Source organism: Psychrobacter sp. CoH-33_TS_01, from assembly GCF_058189395.1.
On the sequence record NZ_JBVGQI010000001.1, the window covers coordinates 716441 to 741277 of the forward strand.

Genomic DNA, 24837 nt, shown 5'->3' on the forward strand with positions numbered 1-24837 from the left:
TAACTCTGTAGCGTCTTCTGTAGCTTACCGCAGTGTTAGTCATTAGATAACGGGCTATTCATGGTATTATTACCTTATTTCCAAAGCTATTGGGCAGTGCCCTTAGTTTTAATTTGCCCATTTTTGGCATAGCAAAGAGAGTTACGCATGAGTATTAAGCCTGTGGTCGCCTTAATTGGTCGTCCGAACGTTGGCAAATCGACCATCTTTAATCAGTTTACCCGCACCCGCCAAGCGCTAGTCGCAGATTTGGCCGGTTTGACCCGCGATCGGCAATACGGCGATGCCAATTACGAAGGCCGCGCCTTTATTGTCGTGGATACCGGGGGTATTGGGGAAGCTGATGATGGCAGTGGCAATATCGATGACTATATGTCCGAGCAGTCGCATACCGCTATCCATGAAGCCGATATTATCGTATTCGTTGTCGATGCTCGTGCCGGTATTGTCGGCTCTGATGCTGAAATTGCTAAATTTTTGCATACTTTAGGCAAGCCTGTCTATGTGGTCGCCAATAAAATGGACGGCGTGAATGAAGCGGCCATTACGGAGTTTTATGCTTTTGGTCTGGGCGAGCCTTATCCAGTATCTGCCAGCCATGGTCGTGGTCTCAGCAACCTGTTAGACGATGTCACTAAAGACATGCCGGAAGAGGAAGAAGAAGAGACGCCAGATGGCCTTAAGTTAGCTATCATTGGTCGTCCCAACGTGGGCAAATCTACCTTGGTCAATCGTCTCTTAGGCGAAGATCGAGTGGTTGTGTTCGATATGCCCGGCACCACCCGCGATAGTATCTATATTCCGTATGAGCGTGAAGGAAAAAACTACGTCTTGATCGATACGGCGGGTGTGCGTCGTCGTGGCCGTATTGAAGAAAAAGTTGAGAAATTCTCGGTTATCAAAACTTTGCAGGCGATTAAAGACTCGAACGTCACCATCGTCGTGATTGACGCGCAAGAGGGCATTGTCGATCAAGATTTGCATATGATTGGTTTTGCTTTAGATGCAGGCCGCGCCATCGTTATCGCTATTAATAAATGGGATAACTTGAGCGATGAGAAAAAAGACATGGTAAAAATAGAAATGGAGCGTCGTTTCCATTTCATTCCTTATGTCAAAGTTCATTTAATCTCAGCTCTACATGGTACTAACGTAGGCAATCTCTATCCTTCGGTGCACCGCGCCTATCAGTCAGCGACCTTTAAAGTATCGACCAGTCGCTTGACGCAAATCTTACAAGATGCCGTGTCTGCGCATCAGCCACCCATGGTTTCAGGCCGCCGTATCAAATTACGTTATGCGCATTTGGGCGGTCATAACCCACCGGTTATCGTGATTCATGGCAACCAAACTGAAGCCTTGCCAAAGAGCTATCAGCGCTACTTAGAAAATAAGTTCCGCGAAGTCTTTAAGCTAGAAGGCACGCCGCTAATGGTTGAATTTAAAAAGAATGACAACCCTTATGCGGATCGTAAGAAAGTACCGACCAAGGGCAAGCCAAAAGAGAACCCCACCAAAAAGCCGCAAAAGTATCGTCAAAATGATAAACGCCGTCGTCAAGGGGCGGAGACTACAGGAACTACGACCAATAAGCGCCGCTAGTTGTGAATGGTGGTATGTAAAATGGTTGTCTGTAAAAGGCAAAGGGTTACCAGCTACTAGTGACTTCGCTAGTGGCTATCTGCTGCGTAGCCGAGCAAACTTACTAAACAAGCAAGTTTATTAAAATAGTGGCTACAAACCGGAGGCAGTTTTTATATAAAGGCTGTCTCTATTTATTTTCTGCATGACGAATTCCTTATCCCTTGTCAGTGGCGCTACCAATAACCATGTTAATGGTTATCTTGATTGCTAATTTACCTATTGGCTTTTTGTCCTTACCTAGAGCACTTATGAGACCACACCGTCCTAAAGATATCATGACGCTGATGCGGACTTGGATTATCTCCATCATCGGTATCTCCGCAGTTTTGGGTTTAGGCATATCCATGACTTATGATTTGGTTCGCGATTATAAGACTAAGGTACATAATGTTGAGCAAATTGGTAAGCTACTGGCCAGCAGTGCTTCTTCCCCCGAAGGTGTAGATTTAGTGGCTGACCAAGTCAGTGAGCTGCTCAATAACGACCCTACTATTCAAAGTATCATTTTCTATTCTATTGATCATCCTATTGTGCGCGATAAGCAAGCCGAAGCAGATTGGCGCTGTGCATTATTCGCGGAAACAACCAGCATTAATCAGGCCGTCACCAGCCGTTATTTTATTTCTAGAGATATGACTGCAGAGGCGACGTCTAGTGATAGTTCAGCGAAATCTGCGCAGGTGGTCGAAGACAATACCTTGTTGGGCTATATCAGCATTACTTTAGATGTGGAAGAGCTGCGGGCGCAGTGGCTGAGAGAGTATCGTTTTATTTGGCTTTTGGCTTTAATTTTAGCGCCTTTGAGTGCTTACTTTATCTTAAGAGTCCTCACACGTCCGGTGCGTCAGTTTGTCCGGTTGGCGCAAATTAGTGAAGAGGTTACCCATAATCCTGAGCTGACTCAGCTGCCCATTATTCAACAAGACCGTGAGTTGCCTGAAGTCAGCAGTATTGAAGGGGCAATGATTAGCCTGTTCAAGCGCTTGGCTGAGATGAAAAAAGAGCACGAATCCCTCAAGGCTTATGAGCAGCAGCTCTATAGTAAGGATTTGTCTTTAGATGTGCAGCGGCATAGCTTTCAGAGCATGATTACCCATGAGCTGCGCACGTCGTTAAATGCTATTTTTGGCGGCTTACAACTGCTGAATAATCACTATCTCAGTAGCGAGCAGCAAGATGCGTTGACCATTATTCGTAAGGGCAGTCAGCATTTAGATTTTACCCTAGAGCAGATTATCCAACTCAATAAAATTGAAAAAGGTCAAATTGGTCTTACCCCAGTAGAGTTTGATCCGCTACAGTTATTGTCAGATTTGATGGTTGAGTTTGAGCCGCGGGCTCGGCAAAAAGACTTAGTATTGACCAGTCGTATCACCCATATTGGCTATAAGCTAGAAGGGGATATCAGTAAGATTCGCCTAATTTTAACCACGTTAATAGACAATGCGATTAAGTTTACCAAGAGCGGTACGGTTACTATTGAGTCGCACCTGAATCATTTTGATAAAAATACCCGTTGGCAGGTCAGTGTTATCGATACGGGTATCGGTATCGACCAGCATTATGTGGATGATATTTTCACCCCGTTTTTCCAGATTGACCCCTCCATCAATCGAGAGTTTGAAGGGGTTGGCGTGGGATTGTCAGTCGCGAAACAGATGGCGCATCTGATAGGGGCGGCATTAGATGTTGAGAGCAGGGCAGGTCAAGGCAGTAAATTTAGAGTCACGATGCAGCTAGACAACTGGCAGGAGCATCATAACCGTAATTTGCTTAGCGGTATTAATGCTTTGTACTATCATCAAGTAGACTACCAAGAGCAATCCTACACCCTACCTAATCAGCTGACTAACTTTGGCTTAACGCCTAAGTCCATACAGCACCAAAGGCTATTGATTGAATCACTGCGCAATCATGAGTTTGATTTACTACTAATCGCTGAAGATATTGTCCCTAAAAAAGCCATACAGATCGCGCAAGAGGTTAGGTCGATAGAGTCGACGAATCGCATCTTTATTGTTTACCTAGTGCATGCTGATGAAAAATGGCAGGATTTTGATGCAGACTTCAAAGCTGCAGGTATCGATAGCTATATAGAGGCCACTACAAGTGTAGAAGCCATCGCGGCTGAATTAAAGCAATGGCTGATGATTTAAACATCTAGTAATTCAACCAGTTAATAATTGCTATAGTTAATGATATAAAAGATTGTTAAACCATAAAAAACCCCCAGCGTAATAAGAATTATGCTGGGGGTTTTTTATGGCTAACGCTTTAAGCTAGCGTATGCTCTCTAAGTCGACTTATAAAAGCTGCCTAGGGGAGCGTATAGAACACTTAGAAGATATTTTTGACCCAATGCACAACATGCTGCCACATACGAGCCACAAAGCCTGCTTGTTCAACAGCTTGGGTTGCAACAACAGGTACGGTAGCAACGGCTTTACCATCAATCATAGCCGTCATTTCGCCAATTTTTTGGCCGACTGCAATAGGGGCTTCCACGTTATCAGGAATATTGACTACCGTAGTGATTTTATTCTTTTGCGTTTTGGTGGTGAGCACCTGTAGCGTATCCGCAGTGGCAACATCAACACTTTCGCCTTCGCCGTATAATACTGGCAGCTTGGCAATAAACTGATTTTTTGGCGCTTTTACGACGGTTTCAAAATGGCCATAACCCCAGTTTAACAATTCACGCGATTGGTCGGCACGATCCTGCATGCTTTTGGCGCCCATAATGACTGAGATTAAGCGCATGTCATTACGGTTGCTTGAGGCGACTAAGCAGTAGCCCGCAGCATCGGTATGCCCGGTCTTGAGGCCATCAACAGTAGGGTCTGTGATGAGCAGAGCGTTACGGTTACCTTGGGTAATACCATTATAAGTAAACTCTTTTTCTGAGTAGATGGCGTAGTATTTGTCGCTGTTTTTGATAATAGCTTTGGCCAGCTTTGCTAAATCCATAGCAGAAGCGACATGGCCTTCAGAAGGCATACCTGTAGCATTCTCAAAATGAGTATTGCTCATACCAATTTTGGCAGCTTCCTCATTCATCAAAGTAGCAAATGAAGTTTCGCTACCCGCAATATGTTCAGCCATAGCTTTTGAGGCATCGTTACCCGACTGGATAATAATACCGCGTAGCATATCGATGACGCTGGCCGATTGGTTGACCGGCACATACATACAAGACTCAGTGCTACTGCCGCGGCACCAGGCATTTTTGCTCATTAGTACGGGCTCATCTTCCTTTAAATCACCATTCGCTAAGCGCTGCTCAATAATGTAGCTGGTCATCATTTTAGTCAAAGACGCAGGCGGTAAGGGCTGGTCTGCATTCTTCTGAGCCAAGATGGCGCCCGTGTTGTAATCCATTAAAACATAAGCGGTACTGTCAATCTCAGGGGGCGCAATTTCTGCCAATGCAGGTAGTGAGACTACCGACAAGCCAGTTAAAGCGGCTACCGAAAGAAGTTTATGTTTTAAGCGAAGGTCTGTCATAACTGTCTACACCACATGATTAAAGCGTTCAAAGAATTGAGTCTTACACTGCAAATCCATAAGAGAATAGGAAGAAGTCGAATAAGAAGTTAGGGGCACTATATTAGCAAAATGACTATGGGGGATAAATAGCTAAATGTGCTAATTAAAAAACAAACTGCTTAGAGCTACGGGTTAAAAGGTCAATTAAGCGGTTCAACTTATAATTATGAGTAAACCGTGGCTAGCGTATGAGGAGCCATGAGCTCGTCGTACAAAACTGCGGCATAAAAAAAGCACGTACACGACGTGCTTACTAGGTCTGCCTGAGCAGTAATGTTTAACTGAATTCGTTAAGGACTAAGGCTCAATCATTCATTAAGCGGATTAAAAAGCACCGTTGGCCATATCTTGGCAAAGCAATCTATTGTCTCTTTTAGAGAATTGCATGGTCCACACCCGGATAGTTTGCAAAACTTCTCGATAGTCCTGCTGCGTAGATAAGTATTGAATAGCAGCTTTTGGGTCTGCTAAGCTCGGCATTAATTGATGCAGCTTAGCATTATAAGCATTGAAAAAACGCTGTTTTTGCGGACCGCGTAACATAGGCGGGCAGATCTCAGATAACACATGCATGACCGCAATTTCGTGCTGCGTAATATTAATACCTGACATGTCGACAGGGATAGTAGCAGAAACAGTATTCGCCGCTGAAGCCACCTGACTCATCAGTGCTAAGCTAATCAAAATGCTCGCCATGCTCAACTTAGAGAGCGACTTTTTATAAGACAGGCCAGTACCGAGCGCAGAAGATTTAGTCATAAAAAAATCTTTTATAGAAGGCATTGATATCTCATGTAAAGTAGACAAACCGTTCATTCAGTAGCACACTTGCTTGCAGTTGTAATAGCCCTATGGTAATGGCTGGAGCCCTAAATGTCACATAATATATTGGGCTAAGTGTAGCCATATTGTGTTCTAAACTCAAGATTCAGCAACATTTATGACCCTTCTATTCTGGGGGCTGACTTACGTTAAGGCAGTCTGTATGCTGTGTAATATTAGGTTATTAAGTTGCTAGATTAATTGACATCAGCAGCGTTCGAGTTAGGATAGACAAGGTATTAGTATAAGGGTAGGTTGGCGGATAAATTATTCATTGTAATGTGATATTTTCGTCATACTAAAAGTGTCGTATTACTTTTACTCGGCTTATTAAGCCGCTTTGCAACGGGCTATCGTATTTATTAGACCTGGTTGGGTTTATTTAGCCTAGTTTGAGCCATTAAACCTAACTGGATTAACGTCTTTTTAGACAGATAAACTTAAAAACTTAATAAGAGCTAATAACTGAATTTTATCATAACCATTGCTTTATTATAATCGTATTAATACAGTCTTAGCAGTCACATTGAGACCATCATGCTGTTAGGATAATGCCTTTTTAGAGTAGCTTAGCTATAGCACATCATTTACACTACACAGTTTTACCGCTCAGGATTGGCAGTAAATGACCGACTATATGGTCAGTTTGCGACGCTTATGCTCACGACCATTGCCTGAGATTGGGTACTGAATTCATGGCTTACACAGATAGGAAATATTATGAACACTAAGACAACTTGGCAGCAATGGCGTCCTCTAGCCGCAGTGGCTATTTTGGCAATAGGCGCTGTAGGGTGTGCGACTAAGCCCACTTACCAAGCAGGCGGAGCAACGGGTCCTACCATCGTCGCTAATGCGCAAGGCGTTCCTAACTTTTACCGGGTACAACGTGGTGACACAGTTAGCCAGATAGCCGCACGTTATGGCTTAAATTATCGCCATATCGGCGCTATCAATGGCTTAGACAGTCAATATACTATCTATTCAGGTCAGTGGTTAAAATTATGGCAAGGCGGTAATACGCAAGCTCGCCCGCCAGCGAATACGGGCTATCAGACCACGACGCGTCCGCAGCAGCCTACCACATCTGCGCCAAAACCATCGGCCCCTGTTTATGGCACCACAGCGACAGATACTCAAGGCTTTGTCTATCCTACTAGCAACCAAGTCATCCGCAACTTTGATGAACAATCAGGCGTCATGGGCATGTGGTTTGCAGGCCGTGAAGGCGATCCCGTGGTCGCCAGCCAATCTGGTGTGGTTTTATACTCGGGTGATGGCTTGCCAGAGTATGGCAACCTCATTATGATTCGTCATGATGACAGCTATATTACCGCTTATGCGCACAATAACCAGCTGTTGGTCAAAGAAGGCGATCAGGTACAGCGAGGTCAGCGTATTGCTACTATAGGCAGAACCGGACAAACGGATCAGGTCGCACTAGAGTTCCAAGTGCGCCAAAATGGCAATCCTATTGACCCGCGTGCGTTGCTAGGCAGATAACTGGCTTGAGACGATAATTGACCTGATAAAAAGTTAAGGGTTAATTAGCTTCAAAGCTCAAAATGATCGCCCAATAAAAAAGCCTCTAGTGATAGAGGCTTTTTTATTAGGCATATTTTTAAATAGCAGCTATTAGCTTAGCTGCTATTGGCCTTAATTTGTGGAGATATTGTCATCAAAGATTTTGACATAAGCACCCGCACGCAATTCTTGTAGCCAATCTTCTTGTGCTTGCGGCGCTAAGCGCTTATACAAAGTTTCCTGCGCCATCTTACGGCGATACTGCTCACTCACATCTTGTTGGCGTTCATCGTCCACTTTGACGATGTGCCAGCCAAACTGGGTTTGGAAAGGGGTAGAGTAATCACCGACTGGGGTCGCTTTCATCATCTGCTCAAACGGCGCTACCATCGTGCCTTCTTCCACCCAGTCTAAATCGCCGCCACGGCCTGCTGAGCCTGAGTCGTCAGAGTAGGTAGAGGCTAGGGCTGCAAAGTCAGCGCCACGACGCAACTGCTCATACAAATCATTGATTTTTTGCTTGGCCAATTCTTCTGATTGCAACTCATCGACTTTCACTAAGATATGACGGGCACGCCACTGCGGGATAACCATTTTATCCGCGCTTTTCTTATCCGCCAGTTTGACGACATCGATGCCTTCAGGGCTAATGATAGGCTGGCTAACTTCACCAACTTTTAAGTCAGTGATAGCATTGGCCAGTTGCAGCGGTAGGCCAGCGGCTTTGTTATAGCCCATATTGCCACCCTGTAGCGGCACCGGATAGTTGCCTTGTACTTCAGCCATGGCAGCATTAACATCAACATTTGGCGTATTTAAAGCTTGATAAAGTTTATTAGCGACTTGTAGCGCCTCATCACGTTGCTTTTCAGACAGACGGCTATAATCATCTATATAAGGCACGCGCACGTGAATAGTTTGGTATTCACTTTGATTCAGACGTTTGGCTTCAGGAGAGGCCAAAAAGGCTTCGATATCTTGATCGGTGATACGCACACGACTGGCTACCTGACGCTGCTGTAAGGCTTGAATCGAAGCTTCTTCAATGACTTGCTGACGCACGCGAGCATAGCTGCCCGGTTGCTCAGCATCAAAGCGTTGCTGTAGCTCAGCTAAGCTGCTCATACCTTGGCTTTGCGCAATTTGGGCCAAACGTGCATTGACCACATTGTCATCTGGTTTGATGCCCACACGTTTCACTAACGCCAGTTGTAACTCACGCAGTATCAAAGCATTTAAAACTTCACTCTGTAGCTGCTGACCTGTAGGGATAGCATCTCCTGTCAGAGCGGCACGTTGTTTCGCTTGAGCGACCGCTACGGCGAGATCACTTTTTAAAATAGCGCTTTGATTGACCAGAGCAACGATACCATCTTGACTGGCAGTGCGTGAGACTTGCTTTGGCGTAGCAGCTTGTGCCTGCTCGGTCTTATTGGTCTCTGCAGCATTGGCCACAGACGTAATGCTCAGACCAGCGACCACACTCAAGGTAAGTAAAGTGGCACCACTTAAACGGCGAAAAGATAAAACTGTCATGAAATTCCTCATTAAATTTGTTGCCACGAATCGTCGCATTTGAAGCTTTTAAAATCGTAATCTGTGGGCTAACCTTAAAGTCTATTATCTAGCCTTCAAGCAGTTAGGCTAATCTTTGGCATGCAAAATAAATGACTTAATCTTTCCAAGCCGTTTGCACCGGTTCGAAACCTAAAACTTTATCCGATAACAGGCGCGTCAGACGGCTGGTACTATCGCCAAGTCCGTTCAGACGAATTTCCGCCATAATGGCCTGATTAGGTTTGTCTGACAAGTTTAAATCATTGTAGTAGCGACGACCATATACCGCAAAACCAAAACAACAATCCTCAAAGTCTACCCCAACTAAGGCATCTAGCATTCTGTCACGTTTTAAATCGTATTGACCTTGCGCGAGCACTCGCCAATTATTATTAATAGGAAAGACACTAGAGGCGGTCACTGCGGATAAGGGCAGCTGGTTGGTATTCGGGTCTTCGCGACGCTTGACATAACCTACGTTAAATAAGCTGTTATCGGTAGGCTGATAGCGTAATTCTGTCGTTAAGTAGTTTAAATCGTAGCTGTTCGTCATCGCTCCGCTCAAGTCCACCCAAAAGTTATTATAAGGCTGGGTACTGGCTTCCCAAACTACACCAGAGGAGGCCTCGCTGAATACTTCGGCTTCTTCGGATAACGTGACTTCACCATTTTCAATATAAAATTGCTCAGCAATACTACCATCAAAACGTGTCACGCCCATTGCGTCGACGTAACGATAGTTTAGCCCTGGGGTGACAGCATGCAAATCCTGCAAACGGTCATGGCCTAAAAACCAGCTGTCAGCATACAGTTGCTTATAGTTAATAGACGCAATACGTGTATCAAAGTTCGGTAAAGAGTTCTGCTCTTTAAAAGGTGAATAGGTGTATTTCAGTCTGGGGCTCAGCAATTGATAGCCACCCAAAGTGTCGTCAAACCAACCAAATGGGGTGCCGGTATTAGAAAAGTGCAAGCCGGCATCGATACTCATTTGTGGTACAAATACTGACTGGCTACCATCATCGCGGCTCAAGTCATTGTCATCAAGACTGTCTTGGTCGTATGAAGCGAAGAGATGCTGCAAGCTGACCTGCGGGGTAACATAGCCCCAAGCGCTCTCTACCGGATAACTGGCGCTCACTTTGTTATACATACGCACGCCGCTTTTTTCTGCTTCTGAGCCATCATCGATAGACTTTTTAAAGTAAGCAGAGTCATGCACGCCGGTAATATCAATCTTATCGGACCAAGGTAATCTATAGTTTAGGTTGAGCTGTGGCAAGCGCGAATAGGGTTTGTCTTTATCCGCAATAGCCACATCATCACTAGTAAAGGCTTTTAGGCTTTGGAAAGTCTCAACTTTTAGCTCACCGGTGACTAGGTCGTTATAATAATTCAAGCGTGCCCGTCTCGGTAAGTTGATGTTATTGTCTGCAATGCCTAAAGTATCAAAGTCAGTAAGATAGTCTGCATCAGAGACATATTTATAAGTGATGTCGCCATCTAGATGGGGGATAGCTTCTGACGCCCAATAATGATCGTAAAAGAAGCTGCTACGGTCTTCGCCATCGTACTTTCTATCGCTGGGCAAATAGGAGCCCGTCAGCTGACCTTCACCGTAGTTTTCAGTCAGATAGCGAAATTCCCCAGTGAGCATAGGATTACGATTGGTATATAAATGCGTGTTCAATGTCGCATCATATTCGGGCGCGAGGTTAAAGTAATAGGGGATGTCTAACTCAAGGCCACTTTCGCTGCCGATACTAGCCCGCGGGGTCAAAAAGCCACTGCTACGGCGGGCATCAATAGGAAAGTTGAAGTATGGCAAATACAATACGGGCACATCGGCAATACGGAAAGTCGTATTGGTCGCTACGCCGCGGCCCGTCTCAGTGTCGATATCAATATTTTTAGCATCGAGCTGCCACTTACGATCGGTAGGAGGGCAGGTAGTAAACATAACCTCATCGAGCTCATAGCGAGTATCGCTAGGCTTATTCAAGCGTTTGGCATAACCATGAGCTTGTAACGGCACGCTAGCAAAGGCTACATCTTTCGCAGTCGATTGTCCGGTTTCTGTATTATAAGCAAGACTATCCGCTACCCCAATAATACCGCCATCCGTTCTCTGTTGAGACGGTTGCTGCCCGCCATTTGTGGCTGGAGAAATGGCCGCATCGGTAAACATGACTTGCCCTTGCGCCGCTGCAACACCGCTAGTCAGATTCACTAGGATTTTATCGGCTTCAATATGTTGCGGCCCTTGGTCAATGATGACATTGCCCGACAGCTCAGCGTAATCGACATTGTCATAATAGCCATAGTCAGACTCTGCATACAGATTCATATCTGGACGAACCACGCCCTCAGCATCAGTGATTAGCGCCGCTTTAGAGTTGGCTTTTGGATAAATCCAACGGCCTTCACAGCGGGCACTGCTGTTTAAGGTGTCATCTGTATTCTGTGCAGCCGTTCTAGAAGGCACATTGGAGGGGAGCAGCGTTGATTCTGTGGTTGCTGGCACGTTTTGGTCTAGGTTGAGTAAGTTCTCTAGAGTCAGGCCATTTTGCTTTCTTTGCTGCTTTTCTTCTTCTGGGATTAGCTCGTAATGCTCAGCGAGGCGCTCAAGGCTGCGTTGAATGCTGTCATCATCGGCTTGGATGGCGGGTTGGGTATTGGCAGAGGCAGTAGAATCTACGGACTCTGTAGTTAAAGGAGCAGCTGTAGATGCGGTAAGATTGTTAGTGGCCGTCTGAGCGCTCTCACTATCGATTACTGCACTCTCTGCGCTAGCCGCAGTCTCATCAAAATCAATATCCGTATCTGTGCTGATATTATTATCAAATAAAAAGGCATCTTTAGTGGCCTTGGCAGCATTGCTAGCATCGACATCAGGAGCTGAGTCAATAGCCCTATCGAGTGACAGATTTTCAGAGGGTAGCGTCGCCATGTCTGAAGGTACTGCGGTCTTAGCGGCCGTGGCACTGCTAATAACAGTACGTGAGCTAATATCATTGATAGCCGCATTAGCGCCTGCGCTCATGGACAGGGCAGTCAGGCTTAAAGCGCCAAATAAGATGACGTGAATGCTTTGGTATAATGGTGAGTATGGCAAGGGGATACCTATATTATTCGACAGTAATTCAGTCACTTAATGATGCTATGGCTAGCGACAGTGGCTTCGCTAGGTATTGTATAGCAGGCCAGGCGTTATCGGCAATCTTTAGAGCGCCACTAAGTATCTTTGGTTTATTACCACTCTTAGTGGCTGATACTTATAGCGGCAGGCTTAGCCTTAAGGTCAAGACGCTGCAGATTTTACCCTGTTGCTTAGCGCAATCATAGCATTATTAGTTATGAATCACCTCAGTAAAATACGGTTAAAAAGACAGGGATGCTCGCACTTGCTAGCGGCGGTATTTTTTAGTCACTCTGGCGTTATCTGCTGAAACAGGTGGCGGTGCGCATAGTCAAGCTGTTATAAATCAGCTACACTATCCGCCACTTACTAGGCATCATAGCGCCTGCCAACAGATGGTTTTATGCAAATAATAGTCTGAATAAAGTTGACCGTTTGCGTGCTTAATTAGCGGGTCTAGCTGCCCAACAAGGTAATAGACTAGTGCTTGATGCCCGATCACCCTACTAAGAAAAATGGATAAGACGAGTACTATGACTGCATCTACCCAAGCCCTTTCCGAGCGTGAGCTTACTTTGCACCATTGGTTGCACCAGCAGTTTAATAACTATGAGTTACAGATAGACAGTTTACCGGGTGATGCCAGTTTCCGCCGTTATCATCGGCTTTGTTTAACCGCAAAGGCGGGCGAGCAGGGTCAGGCCAATACGGTCACTGAACCACTGCGTTATATCGTGATGGATGCGCCTCCTGAGATGGAATCTATTGTCGAGTTCGTCGCAGTGGATGAGCTGCTAGCGGAGACGATTAATGTACCGACCATTATCGCCAAAGATATGGCGCAAGGGTTTTTGGTATTACAAGATTTTGGCACTACAGAGTTTGCCCATTTGGTCGCCGATGCACCAGCAGAGACTGTAGATCATTACTATAAACAGGCGATTGATACCTTATTACAATTGCAGACGATTGCTCCTGCTGAAGCACAACTGCCTCATTATGACGCTGCTATGCTGGAGCGTGAGATGGACTTGTTCAGCGACTGGTTTATCCCTTACGTTGGGGTACCCTTTGCGGCCCCTGAGCAGCAGTGCTGGCAAGCGCTTAAACAGGCCGTTATAGAGCAAGTCTTAGCGCAGCCTAGCGTTATAGTACATCGAGATTATCATAGCCGTAACCTGATGCAAGATTGCGCAGATGCAGAGCGTCTAGGCGTGATTGACTTTCAAGATGCGGTGATTGGTGCCTACTCTTATGACTTGTCCTCCTTACTACGCGATGCTTATGTGGATTGGTCAGAAGCGCGGATTGCAGGCTGGATTCAATATTATAGCGACCAGTTAGCGTCTGCCAATATTGCCGCAGAGGTCAGTGATATCACGGTCGAGCAACTGACTTATGACCTGATGGTTATGGGCATGCAACGCCATTTGAAAATTTTAGGAATTTTCGTACGCTTAAGCGAACGCGATGGTAAGGCCCGCTATTTGGCCGATATTCCTAAAGTAATGCGCGACTTATTAGTAGAATTGACTTGGCTGAGCCAACATAATGATAGCCCAATAGCTGCTATAGCTACGGAATTTAAAGCCTGGCTTGAAGACACCGTCATGCCGGCTTTTAAACAGAAATTTGCAGCATAGGTTCTAATGCATTTAAGCTTTAACGCTATATAAATTACCAATAAACAAGCTACTGACTCAATATTCAGGATAAATAATGGCAAAGATTACACAAGCAATGATTCTTGCGGCTGGTAAAGGTACCCGTTTACGTCCGCTAACTTTAGAGACCCCTAAGCCTTTGGTCGAGGTCGGTGGTCAACCACTGATTGTCTGGCATATCAAAGCTTTAAAAGCAGCAGGCATTACCGATATCACGATTAATGCCTCTTGGTTGGCTGACAAGCTGATGGCGCAGCTAGGGGATGGTAGTGAGTTTGGTGTCAAGTTGCATTGGTCCGTTGAAGAGGATGAACCACTGGAGACTGCTGGCGGTATTTTTAATGCGCTACAGCATAATAAGTTGCAAAACGCTCCGTTTATCTTAGTGAATTCAGATATTTGGACGACTTACGATTTTGGGCAATTGACCGACTATGAATTGGGCGCGGATCAATTGGCTCACCTCATTATGATTGATAATCCGCAGCATAATGATGGTGGGGACTTTGCTATTATGAATGGTTTGGCCAGTGAGCAGGCGATAGCTAATGCACAAAAACATACCTTTGCTGGGATTAGTGTCTTGTCACCCAGTATTGTTGCGGGTCTCGTAGAGGGACAAGCCGCTCCTTTAGGGGTACTGCTCAAAAAGGCGATGCCTAAGTTTCAGGTTGCAGCTGAAGTTATGGCCGACAATTGGATCGATGTGGGCACACCTGAGCGTTTAGCAGAGATTAATGAGTATTTGGCTGAGAAAGGTGTCGGCGAGCATTTAGGCGCCTAAGCGCTTTTCATTAAAGAGCTGACTGACTATTAAAAAGTTAAGTGATGAGCTTTATAGGTATGAGCTTATTGGTTAATTAAGTATAAGAAAGCGCAAGTGTAAAAAAGGGCTAGCCACTCTATTCGATGGTTAGCCCTTTTTCGTGATTGTCTTTTACTGTATGCCATGCTGATATTTAGCTTTGGCCTACTAGCGATGGCGCTCAGTCACTAGTCTTCAGTAGCTGTGGTGAGTCTATTCGAGGGTGCTTTTGATGATATGGTATCGGTATTTTCAGTTAACGGTGTTTTGGCGGCCGGTGTGCTGCTAGCTGGCTTGCTGCTAAGAGCCACACTAGGTCTGCCATTGTCTACGGCATGGGCATAAGCTTGCATAGCTTCTGCTTCTTCGATTCTCTTTTGAGTGCGATTTTTAATCTCGTTGATACCTGAACTCATCTTGGCATTCAACTCTTCTGTTTCGCTTTTCGTCTTATTATAGTCTTTATCTAGTGTGGTTTTGCCGTTGCTGTTCTGACTTGGCATGTCCATGTCTAGCAGCCCAGCATTCGATCGTTGCGTGGTCAATGGGTTGCTTGGGGTAGTAATGTCACTATCCGGGGTAGCCTTTTGAGTCATAGCTATATCAGCAACTTGTCCAGTGGATTTAGCGGTAACTTCACTATTGTCGCTAGTTTTATCTGCTGTACTTTTCGCAAGTTTATTATCATTACTGTCTGTATTCGCAGTATTGTCACTATCACGATTACCCTCTGTACTAGAGTTTTGAGCGTTACTTGCGCTTTGTGACTCTGTAGATTGATTAGGGCTGCCATCTACCACAGGTACTTCTCTAATTTCCGTCTCGCTAACGAGAGCGGTAGGCTGGCTAGTAGTGACTGGTTGGCTAGACGGTGCAGAGTTAATATTAGTTTCTGTCGCTACGGGATTATTCTTATTCGCATAATTGACATACAGGGCCGCAAATACGATGACATGCACTATGCCAGCCAATAGTAGGGCAGGTAACCATTTATCCCGTGATTTAGTAGTCATAATGTCGTCTTAGCTGAGTTGATATAAGTTAGATCATATAGCTGATAATACCCCGGTAGGGTCTAGAGGCTCATATTATCACGAGGAAGAGAAAATCTACATTGTTAGCGATTTTAGATTGCTAAGGTTGGTAATCATGACTTAAATATAGCGTATTAAGCGACAGATGTTGCGAGTTGCTTTTAAACATTATCGGCATTATTGCAATAAGTGCTTGGCGACGCTTGGGTCTAAATATCTGTTAAAGCTAATTATAATTTCTGCTATAGTGCGCTCTTAAAGGAGTAGTAAGTTATATTTAAAACTATTTATTTGATAGAAGCTTAGGTTGAGTAGTAACTCTATTCATTAAATATCTCTATTTTAAAAACCTGTTTCATTGTAGCTTTCTATAATAGTGCCTAGAAATATTTAACTCGTATACAGATCAATTTACTATAATTAGGAAATTAATAAACCCGAAAATAGTTGGTTTATATTCGTTATAAATAGTTTATAATCCATAAATATTATCTAAACATAACTATAGTAATATTGAATAACTAATTTATCCATCTGATACCATTATTGTTTTTATAGTGGGTAGCTAGCTTACTAGCATTAACGTGAAGTAAAACAATAAAATAGTAACTATATTGATAGGGACAGTCCAGAAATTATGTCACCAACCTATGAGAAAACTCATCATACTATCAGTCGTTTATTAGCGGCGTGCTTACTCTCCTGGTTTGGCACTTCGGTAACCGCCTATGCTGTCGTTACTGATGTACAGATTAACTCACTAATTTCTCAGGCTATTCAGACGCATCCGTTGGTGGGGTCTGCACGAGCTGAGCAACAAGCGACTACTGAAGGTATCAATGCGGCCAAGCTGAATTTATTGCCTACGCCTAGCATTAGCACAGGATATGATAGAGAGGATGATATCGTTTCGCAGATTACTATTCGCCAGCCACTGTGGACAGGTGGTAAATTAACAGCGAATGTGAATCAGGCTATCTTCGATGATAAGGCTGCGGTCGAGCGTATCTATGAGCAGCAAAACCAAGTGGCTAAAACTACTATTGATGCTTGGCAAAGTTATATCACTGCGGTGGCGAAACAGCGGGTTTATATTGAAAATTTAAAGCAGCTTAATGATTTTGAAGCGATGATGAAACGTCGTGTTGGTCAGGGTGTGTCTGCCCGTATTGAGCTAGAGCTTGCCACCAACCGTATCTTACAAGAACAAAATGCCTATCAAGCTGCCGCTGAACAGCAACGTATTGCCGCGGCCCGTCTTGAGCAAATCATTGGTCAACCATTATCACAGGGTACTGCCCTCAGCGTCCCTAATATCGAGATATTAGTAGATCAAGCCAAGCGCCAGTCTACTGGCTTTGAGCAAATGGCCTTTAACCAAGCCAGTTTCTATAATCCCACAGTCGTCAAAGAACACTTTCAAATTGAGTCTGCTAAACAAGAAGTAGAAGCTCAGCAGGCCTCACGCTATCCCACAGTGTATGCCCAATATGAACACGCCTATTATCACAAAGATAATGAAGATGACGGCAAGTTCTCCTTGGGCTTGAGTTATGATCCTGGCGCTGGATTTTCCAACTTATCTTTAGCCCGTGCTTCACAAGCCCGGGTCAGCAGCTTAGTGCAGAATCAAGAAGCTGCTCGTCGTAATGTAATGGAAGATATTCAAGTTCAATATCAGCAATTTGCGAGCGCCAAAGACCGAGAAGCATCCTTAGTGGCTGCCGTCGCCGGAGCGCAAATTGTGGTCAATTCCTATCGGCGTCAGTTTATCGCCGGTCGTAAGTCTTGGCTTGAGGTATTGAATGCTGTGCGTGAGCATAGTGATTATCAAATCCAATTGGTACAAACCCGTGCCGATATATTAGGGGCGTTTTATAAGCTGCAGGTAGAGTTTGGGGTGATGCCTTGGCAGCAGTTTGCCCACAATAGACAGCCTACCAAGCTCTTTAAACCTTTAGATCCCGTCAAGAACTGGTTTCAGAAGCAAGAAATACAGGATATCGGTCGCGACCTTGGCTATCGTAACGCATCTAGTCAGCCAGAATCTTATCTACAAGTTAGACTGCCCGCCGGAGCTCAAGCCAGTTTGGATAGAGGCGAGTTGGTTCGAGTCACCCGAGAGGATAACTTTATCGAAGTGGATACTGTGCTCGATAATGATACTGTCCTTACTGACAGCGATCTGATAGAAAGCGGTGATTTGCCACCCAATATTGGCTCCGCCCCCACAGATCGCTTTGCTACTAGCGACCGTTTCGTTGAAGAAGATAGCTTTCCTGAGACGGAGTAAGCTACTTCGTAGGATAAGGGTTTATAGTAAGGTCTTATAATAGGCTCTATAAATATAAGTGGCCTTTAAGCCTTTTGTTTTACCGTTAATGCTACGGTCTGTTTGATTTGATACTATTTCCGATTCCTAGCCAATTAACCAATGTCTAGCTAACTAATAAGTGACTAGTATGAGCGAAAATTTCCCTAAAAATCCGCATGCTGATAGTACCGCTACCCCTGAAGGCGGTTCAGACCTTGATAATGCCTTATTGGATGCTGTCATTGATGAGCCACCATTAGAGCAGACGCTTGCCGATGCCATTAGACATTTGCTGAGCCAACAGGGCTATCCAATTGATAATGTGCGTTTGCAGGAAATTATCCTTCGCCATATTAAAAAAGCTGCCGCTCATAAAGGTCCAGAGGTCAATACCTTGGGCGGGGTAATCTCGGTATTGAATGGGGTCGGCGTTGAAGATTTACCCGAGATATTAGAGCAGCCCGATGCCGCTTTCTTACCATTATTGGCTTTTCGCCCAGATATTGGTTGGGGCGTTATCGATACCCAAACCCCGCAAGGACGCTGGAATTTTAAACAGTTAGATCGGCAAACCCATTCTCGCGCTGATGAGCTGGCGTTAATTTTGCGGGTGCGCTTAAAAGACGATCATATTAAAAAACGCCGTTCTTCTTTTAGTGAGCTGCTAAATTCAGATCTAAAAAATTATAAAGGAATCGTGGTTGAGGCCGTAGTAGCATCCTTCTTGATTAACTTTTTAGCTTTAGCTGTCTCGCTGTTCTCTATGCAGGTTTATGACCGCGTTATTCCGACCCGTAGTGAATATACGCTCATTATCCTAGCCAGTGGTGTCGGTCTTATCATCTTGTTTGAAGCCTTTATGAAGTTTGCGCGCTCACGCATTATGGATAAGGTCGTCGTGGGTCTCGATCAGTATTTATCGCGAGAAGTATTTCAGCGTTTATTAAAAGTTCGAATTGACCAGATGCCAGGCTCCGTGGGCTCTATGGCGGCACAGTTACGCGGTTATGAGCAAGTCCGTAGTTTCTTTACCGCCAGTACCTTATTTGGGCTCGTCGATTTGCCCATGACCATTATCTTTATTACCTTAATCGCCTTTATCGCCTCACCGTTGGTGGCTGCTGTCCCTATTATTGCGGCTAGTATCGCTATCGTGATGGGCTTAACGGCTCGTAAACGTATCGATCAAATTGCGGCTGAAGGCGCCAGTGCTTCTTATTATAAAACGGGTTTGCTCGTCGAAGCGGTCGAAGGCGTAGAGACTATTAAAGCGGGGGCGGGCAGCTGGAAATTCTTATCGCGTTGGCTTGATGTGATGGATATCACTATCAAAAACGATTTGGATATGAAGCATGCTAATGACAATTTAAGCTACTTTACCCAGATGTTACAACAGGTCAGCTATGTGGGTATCGTAATTATTGGCTCCTTTGTGGTTATGAAAGGGGATATGACCATTGGTGGTTTGATTGCCAGTTCTATCCTAGGGGGTAGAGTGCTTGCCCCTGTCATGAGTATCCCTAACCTTTTAGTACAATATGCCCATGCGAAGGCAGCGAAAAAAAATATCGATTCGCTATTTGCGCTTGAGCAAGATAATCATGGCGTCAATTATCCGTTATCGCCGTCCCGCGTAGAGGGTCTGTTCGAATGTGATGATGTGACCTTTAACTATCAGGGTAATGACCGTCCCGCTGTCGTTGTCCCCAAGCTAGTGATTCGTCCTGGTGAGCGCATCGCTATTTTAGGGCCTATTGGGTCAGGCAAGTCCACTTTATTAAAAATGTTGTCAGGTTTATATGCGCCGACTAGTGGTCGTATCCTCTTAGATGGGTTGGATATTCAGCAAATTAGCCGTGAGACCCTGAGTGAGCGCCTCGGCTATCTGCAACAGGACCATCGTCTCTTTCAAGGCACGCTTAGAGAGAATTTATTGATTGGTATGGCCGCGCCTAATGATGATGTGATGCATGAGGTTTTGGTAAAAACAGGGCTCATTAATTTAGTATCAAGCCATTCCAGTGGTCTGGATTTGCCTATTAGTGAAGGCGGGCGTGGGTTGTCGGGTGGCCAAAAGCAATTGGTTGCTTTTACTCGTCTTCTATTAACTAAGCCCAATGTGTTTTTATTAGACGAACCTACGGCTTCTATGGACAACCGCCAAGAACAGCGTTGTTTACAAGTATTAAGACATGAGCTACAAGAGGGTCAGACCTTTATCGTCTCTACCCATAAGACAGCCTTGCTAGATTTAGTGGATCGCCTAATTATTATGGACAATCAACGCATTATTATGGATGGTCCAAAACAAGCGGTCCTGAACGAGTTGATGAATAATGAGAAGGCCAAAAAACAACTTACAGCCGAACAAAAGGCATTAGAAAATACAGCCGATACTACTGCTGGCGAGAATAATCAGCCTAGCCCTAAACCCAATACGCCAGCTGCAATGGCACAGCCCAATACCGCTATTAAAATTCAGCCTGTAAACTCAGGGCAGCAACCAGCCAAAGAGGATGGCACTAGCCATAATCATCCTAATAATAGCTATATAGCAGGTACACCTGAGAGGACTAATACGGCAGCCAATAGCATAGTAGAAAAAACGTCTGGTCCAATAAAAATTAATCCTAGAGGTAATGCTAGCAATCCTACAGTTACTAGTGCCAATGCCAAGCAAAATGTTGATGCTAATACCAATACAAATGCCTCTGCAAATAGCACAGAGACGCCTAAAGCAACGGCAATAAAAATTCAGCCAAGACGTACTACTAATACCTCAGCTACTTTAAATCAAGACAGCTCGCAAACAGGTACTCATGCAGAGGTCGCTAACCAGAATGTGGGTCCAGGTACGGGTCCACTAACTTCTAACAGTATTGATACTGGAGAGAGTTTTTCTGCTGAGCCACTCAACTCTTCGATTAAGCAGATTAGAATTAAACCGACCACGATAAAAAAGCCCTCAGATAATCAAAATAACCAGTAAGGTAAACCAGTATGTCAGACTATAAATATACGCCAACATCTCCCAAAGTAGGGCGGGCCAGGTTGACCATATGGATAGCACTCTTCGGCATCATTATCCTTATTGTTTGGGCCTCTTTTGCTAAAATCGACCAAGTTACGCGGGCGAAAGCAACGGTAATTGCTAGCGCTCGTACTCAAGAGATTCAAGCCTCTGAAGGAGGGGTGTTGACTGAGATTGCTGTGGTGGAAGGGGAAGAAATTAAACAAGGTCAATTGTTAGTCGTATTAGAAGAAGAGCGTGCTCAGGCAGCATTTGCCAACTCTGCCTCAAAATCCGCTGCATTAAAAGCTAAGTTGGCGCGACTCAATGCGGAGATTTTTGAAAAGCCATTAGTCTTCCCTGACGATGTCAAAAAGTATCCAGAATATGTACAAAACCAAACGGCACTATACAATCGTCGCCGGCAAGCTATTAATGAAGATGTTTCTTCGCTAGAAAAGATGCTAGTGCTCGCGAATAAAGAGTTGAGTATGAACGAGCCTTTATTGGCTTACGGTGATGTAAGCCAGGCGGATGTTATTAAGTTGCGCCGTCAAGTTGCTGATATCGAAGCGCAGATTAATAATAAGCGTAATAAGTATTTCGAAGAAGCTCAGGCAGATATGACAAAAGCCCAAGAAGAGCTAGATACCGAGCTTGAGCAGCTACGCGATCGCGCCCAAGTGTTAGAAGAAAAACGTCTGATGGCGCCAACCAACGGTAAAGTGAATAATATTAATGTCACAACTATCGGTGGGGTGGTTAAGCCTGGTGAGGTCATTATGGAAATATTGCCTACTAGTAGTGATTTGATTGTAGAGGCTAAAGTAAGTCCAGGTGATATCGCTTATGTCAAAGAAGGGCAGGACGCCACTGTGAAATTAGATGCTTATGATTACTCCATATTTGGTGCTATGAATGGTACGGTGACTTATATCAGTCCAGATACTTTGATAGAGAAGACTCCGAAGGGTGACGAGCCTTACTACCGTGTACAAGTGATTATCACTGGAGCTGAGTTTGCAGGACGTGGTGATGAGATAGTTATTAAACCAGGTATGACAGCTTCAGTAGACATCAAGGCTATGGAGAGAACCGTATTATCCTATCTAACTAAGCCTATTACCAAGACCTTGTCAGAAGGTTTGGGAGAGCGTTAGTCACACCATAACAGCACTTATTATTTATACAATATTTCTTTAAACGCCAAGCATTTTGCTTGGCGTTTTTTTGTTTAGAAATTGAGTTAATTATTTAGGAATAAATATTTTTCTATTAAACAGTGGCATATAGACGAAAAGTATATTTAAAAAGATAAAAGGTAATTTCCAATATCATTCTATAAAAAAATATAAAGAATAAATTTATATCGGGATGCTAGTACCAGTAATCAGAATTTCTCTACGGATAATGATTGCAAAAAAGCACTGTGCTAGAGTGATTGTGTAATTAATTTAAATTATTTAAGTAGTTTTATTAAATTAAAGAATTTAAATAAGTTACCACTCTGTAGGCGTGATGCCTAGGATTTTTGTATGGAGCAACCTATGAAGAGTAAGCCGCTCGCAGCTAATCAATGCCACTTATCCAATAGTACCTCTATTTCTTACCAAAAGACTTTTCTCTGTAATAAGCCTTTTCTGTCTATAGTTTAAAAACATGATATGCAAAGCGCGTGTGACTCATGGGGCAAACCATTGACTCTGAATAACTGCCTCTTTTATTTGTATCAATACTACTAAAAAGGACCCTGCTAAGAGCATCAACTCGGTGATGACTAAGCGTTTTATTAAGATTCAATATAGTCAAAACAGAGGGTAATTAGCCGTTGTGCTGCATGAAAAATACTGTTTTATCCAGTTTTATTCATTAAATAACTTTTCTCGTTTACGACCTAAATAAAAAAGGATTTTCTAATGAAATCAATTATTGTATCGGTTACCGATCAGTCTCAAACGCTAGATATGCGTGAACTTGTCACTCAAAGTGGCAAGCCGGTGGTTATTGAAGGTCTTAGTAATGTTAGTTATGAATTACTTGATCCGTCCTTGGGTCGAGCTCCCGATGATATTGTGACCAAACGTCAAGGTAATGATCTACAAGTATCTTTCGAAAATGATGCCAAAAATCCTGATCTTATTATCGAAGATTTTTATAACAATGATGGTAATAACACTTTAGTCGGCATGGGTGGTGACGGTCAGTACTATAGTTATGTTGATGCGACCGGTAAAGGTTCAGACTATGTTAATGCGCTGCAAGCTAGTGATAACGGTGCTGAAATATTGGAAGGAGAGTCACTGAATCAGACTTGGTGGCAAAGCTCAAGTCAAGGTGAGGGATTAGCAGGTATGCCTTGGTTAGCAGCACTAGGAGGGAGTGTTGGCTTGGCAGGTGTAGCCGCAGCTGCGGGAGGTGGTGGTAGTGATAACAGTAATGCACAGCCTGTCGCTGAAGATTTTAATGGCGCTGCGTTAACCACTTCGGATAAAGAAGTGGTGGCTTCTCAGGAAGATCAAAACGTTACTTTAGATTCAGTAAAAGGCTATGAGGTTGGCGGTTATGTCACGCCTAATGCAGATGAGGTCGAGATAAACTATAACGATAATGATGGCAACTTTATACAGCTAAGTGTTGGAGTAGTTGGCAGTAGCTGGACAGCTGACCTTACAGAGAGAGCTGCAGGACTATCAGATGAAACAGCTTTTGAAGTCGTTGCCTATGATGCAAATGGCAATGTATTAGGTACCGTAAACGATATTATAGATTGGTTAGACGATACCGACGCCGATGCCGATGCCGATGCCGATACCGATGCCGATGCGGATTGTGATGCCGATGCTGATGCTGATGCCGATGCTGATGCCGATGCTGATGCTGATGCTGATGCCGATGCTGATGCTGATGCTGATGCTGATGCTGATGCTGATGCTGATGCTGACGCCGACGCCGATGCCGATGGTGACGCCGATGCTGATGCCGATGCTGATGCTGATGCTGATGCTGATGCTGATGCTGATGCTGATGCTGATGCCGATGCTGACGCCGATGCCGATGCCGATGCCGATGGTGACGCCGATGCTGATGCCGATGCTGACGCCGATGCTGACGCTGATGCCGATGCTGACGCTGATGCCGATGCTGATGCTGATGCCGATGCCGATGCTGACGCTGATGCTGATGCTGATGCTGATGCTGATGCCGACTGCGAAGATGAAATTACTATCGACTTTATTAATGGCTACAACCTTGGAGGGAATGCACCATTAACTGCAACCGAAGTTGAAATTAGCTATACCGATACCGCAGGTAATTTAATTGCTATTGCTGTTCCAGTAATTGATGGTGGTTGGGAAGTAAGTCTTACTGATAGAGAGGCAGCTTTACCGGACGATACGGCGTTTGAAATTACAGCATTTGATGATGATTTCAATGTATTAGATACTTTAACTACAGAGATCAATTGGGCTGACGATTCTGACTCGGACGCTGATGCGGATTGTGATGCCGACGCTGATGCTGATGCCGATGCCGATGCCGACGCTGATGCCGATGCTGATGCCGATGCTGATGCCGATGCTGACGCCGATGCCGATGCTGACGCCGATGCCGATGCAGACGCTGATGCAGACGCTGACGCTGATGCCGATGCTGACACTGATGCAGACGCTGATGCAGACGCCGACGCCGACGCGGATTGTGATGCTGATGCTGATGCTGATGCTGATGCTGATGCTGATGCTGATGCTGATGCTGATGCTGATGCTGATGCTGATGC

General features: G+C 44.6%; 14 protein-coding genes. 9 read left to right on the forward strand and 5 right to left on the reverse strand.

All coding sequences use genetic code 11. The features are described 5' to 3' along the window. Positions 1-147 precede the first annotated feature (147 nt). Positions 148-1602, forward strand: coding sequence for a ribosome biogenesis GTPase Der (gene der / locus ACZ2XM_RS03100; RefSeq protein WP_490588296.1), 1455 nt, complete (start codon positions 148-150; stop codon positions 1600-1602). Between the two features lie 290 nt (positions 1603-1892). Next, complete coding sequence (locus ACZ2XM_RS03105) at positions 1893-3800, forward strand: sensor histidine kinase (protein ID WP_490588295.1); 1908 nt, start codon at positions 1893-1895, stop codon at positions 3798-3800. 181 nt (positions 3801-3981) lie between these two features. Here ACZ2XM_RS03105 and ACZ2XM_RS03110 read toward each other — a convergent pair whose 3' ends face one another. Together ACZ2XM_RS03110 and ACZ2XM_RS03115 are read right to left on the reverse strand one after the other, a co-directional pair. Further along, positions 3982-5148 (reverse strand): D-alanyl-D-alanine carboxypeptidase family protein, encoded by a 1167-nt coding sequence (locus ACZ2XM_RS03110; protein ID WP_490588294.1) that lies wholly within the window; start codon positions 5146-5148, stop codon positions 3982-3984. 366 nt (positions 5149-5514) lie between these two features. Continuing rightward, complete coding sequence (locus tag ACZ2XM_RS03115) at positions 5515-5949, reverse strand: MCR_0457 family protein (protein ID WP_490588293.1); 435 nt, start codon at positions 5947-5949, stop codon at positions 5515-5517. A gap of 783 nt (positions 5950-6732) precedes the next feature. Here ACZ2XM_RS03115 and ACZ2XM_RS03120 point away from each other — a divergent pair. Continuing rightward, a complete protein-coding gene (locus tag ACZ2XM_RS03120) occupies positions 6733-7515 on the forward strand; it encodes a peptidoglycan DD-metalloendopeptidase family protein (RefSeq protein WP_490588292.1) in 783 nt (260 codons plus the stop codon). A gap of 153 nt (positions 7516-7668) precedes the next feature. Here ACZ2XM_RS03120 and ACZ2XM_RS03125 read toward each other — a convergent pair whose 3' ends face one another. Both ACZ2XM_RS03125 and ACZ2XM_RS03130 read right to left on the reverse strand, forming a co-directional pair. Next, complete coding sequence (locus ACZ2XM_RS03125; RefSeq protein WP_490588291.1) at positions 7669-9072, reverse strand: peptidylprolyl isomerase; 1404 nt, start codon at positions 9070-9072, stop codon at positions 7669-7671. A 136-nt stretch (positions 9073-9208) separates the two neighbouring features. Further along, positions 9209-12244 carry an LPS-assembly protein LptD gene (locus tag ACZ2XM_RS03130; RefSeq protein ID WP_490588290.1) on the reverse strand — a complete coding sequence of 1012 codons (3036 nt, stop codon included), beginning with the start codon at positions 12242-12244 and terminating at the stop codon, positions 9209-9211. A 521-nt stretch (positions 12245-12765) separates the two neighbouring features. Between ACZ2XM_RS03130 and ACZ2XM_RS03135 the strand changes: the two genes are divergently transcribed. Beyond that, positions 12766-13875 carry an aminoglycoside phosphotransferase family protein gene (locus ACZ2XM_RS03135; protein WP_490588289.1) on the forward strand — a complete coding sequence of 370 codons (1110 nt, stop codon included), beginning with the start codon at positions 12766-12768 and terminating at the stop codon, positions 13873-13875. Positions 13876-13951: 76 nt separating this feature from the next. Next, positions 13952-14680 carry an N-acetylmuramate alpha-1-phosphate uridylyltransferase MurU gene (murU, locus tag ACZ2XM_RS03140; protein ID WP_490588288.1) on the forward strand — a complete coding sequence of 243 codons (729 nt, stop codon included), beginning with the start codon at positions 13952-13954 and terminating at the stop codon, positions 14678-14680. Between the two features lie 209 nt (positions 14681-14889). On the opposite strand, the gene ACZ2XM_RS03145 is transcribed toward murU, so the two are convergent. Continuing rightward, positions 14890-15714, reverse strand: coding sequence for a hypothetical protein (locus ACZ2XM_RS03145; protein ID WP_490588287.1), 825 nt, complete (start codon positions 15712-15714; stop codon positions 14890-14892). Between the two features lie 658 nt (positions 15715-16372). Here ACZ2XM_RS03145 and ACZ2XM_RS03150 point away from each other — a divergent pair. From ACZ2XM_RS03150 to ACZ2XM_RS03165, 4 genes are all read left to right on the forward strand, one after another. Beyond that, positions 16373-18028, forward strand: coding sequence for a TolC family protein (locus tag ACZ2XM_RS03150; protein WP_490588286.1), 1656 nt, complete (start codon positions 16373-16375; stop codon positions 18026-18028). A gap of 169 nt (positions 18029-18197) precedes the next feature. Continuing rightward, complete coding sequence (locus ACZ2XM_RS03155; protein WP_490588285.1) at positions 18198-21038, forward strand: type I secretion system permease/ATPase; 2841 nt, start codon at positions 18198-18200, stop codon at positions 21036-21038. 11 nt (positions 21039-21049) lie between these two features. Next, entirely contained in the window at positions 21050-22219 is a 1170-nt protein-coding gene (locus ACZ2XM_RS03160) for an HlyD family type I secretion periplasmic adaptor subunit (RefSeq protein ID WP_490588284.1), read from the forward strand. A gap of 756 nt (positions 22220-22975) precedes the next feature. After that, positions 22976-24837, forward strand: a 1862-nt coding sequence (locus tag ACZ2XM_RS03165) for a hypothetical protein (protein ID WP_490618998.1), incomplete at its 3' end; no start/stop codon positions are given.

Excerpts from the sequence above, each read along its gene's own strand:
- der (WP_490588296.1), top strand. The coding sequence starts at position 148 with ATGAGTATTAAGCCTGTGGTCGCCTTAATTGGTCGTCCGAACGTTGGC.
- ACZ2XM_RS03105 (WP_490588295.1), top strand. The coding sequence starts at position 1,893 with ATGAGACCACACCGTCCTAAAGATATCATGACGCTGATGCGGACTTGG.
- ACZ2XM_RS03110 (WP_490588294.1), bottom strand. The coding sequence starts at position 5,148 with ATGACAGACCTTCGCTTAAAACATAAACTTCTTTCGGTAGCCGCTTTA.
- ACZ2XM_RS03115 (WP_490588293.1), bottom strand. The coding sequence starts at position 5,949 with ATGACTAAATCTTCTGCGCTCGGTACTGGCCTGTCTTATAAAAAGTCG.
- ACZ2XM_RS03120 (WP_490588292.1), top strand. The coding sequence starts at position 6,733 with ATGAACACTAAGACAACTTGGCAGCAATGGCGTCCTCTAGCCGCAGTG.
- ACZ2XM_RS03125 (WP_490588291.1), bottom strand. The coding sequence starts at position 9,072 with ATGACAGTTTTATCTTTTCGCCGTTTAAGTGGTGCCACTTTACTTACC.
- ACZ2XM_RS03135 (WP_490588289.1), top strand. The coding sequence starts at position 12,766 with ATGACTGCATCTACCCAAGCCCTTTCCGAGCGTGAGCTTACTTTGCAC.
- murU (WP_490588288.1), top strand. The coding sequence starts at position 13,952 with ATGGCAAAGATTACACAAGCAATGATTCTTGCGGCTGGTAAAGGTACC.
- ACZ2XM_RS03145 (WP_490588287.1), bottom strand. The coding sequence starts at position 15,714 with ATGACTACTAAATCACGGGATAAATGGTTACCTGCCCTACTATTGGCT.
- ACZ2XM_RS03150 (WP_490588286.1), top strand. The coding sequence starts at position 16,373 with ATGTCACCAACCTATGAGAAAACTCATCATACTATCAGTCGTTTATTA.
- ACZ2XM_RS03155 (WP_490588285.1), top strand. The coding sequence starts at position 18,198 with ATGAGCGAAAATTTCCCTAAAAATCCGCATGCTGATAGTACCGCTACC.
- ACZ2XM_RS03160 (WP_490588284.1), top strand. The coding sequence starts at position 21,050 with ATGTCAGACTATAAATATACGCCAACATCTCCCAAAGTAGGGCGGGCC.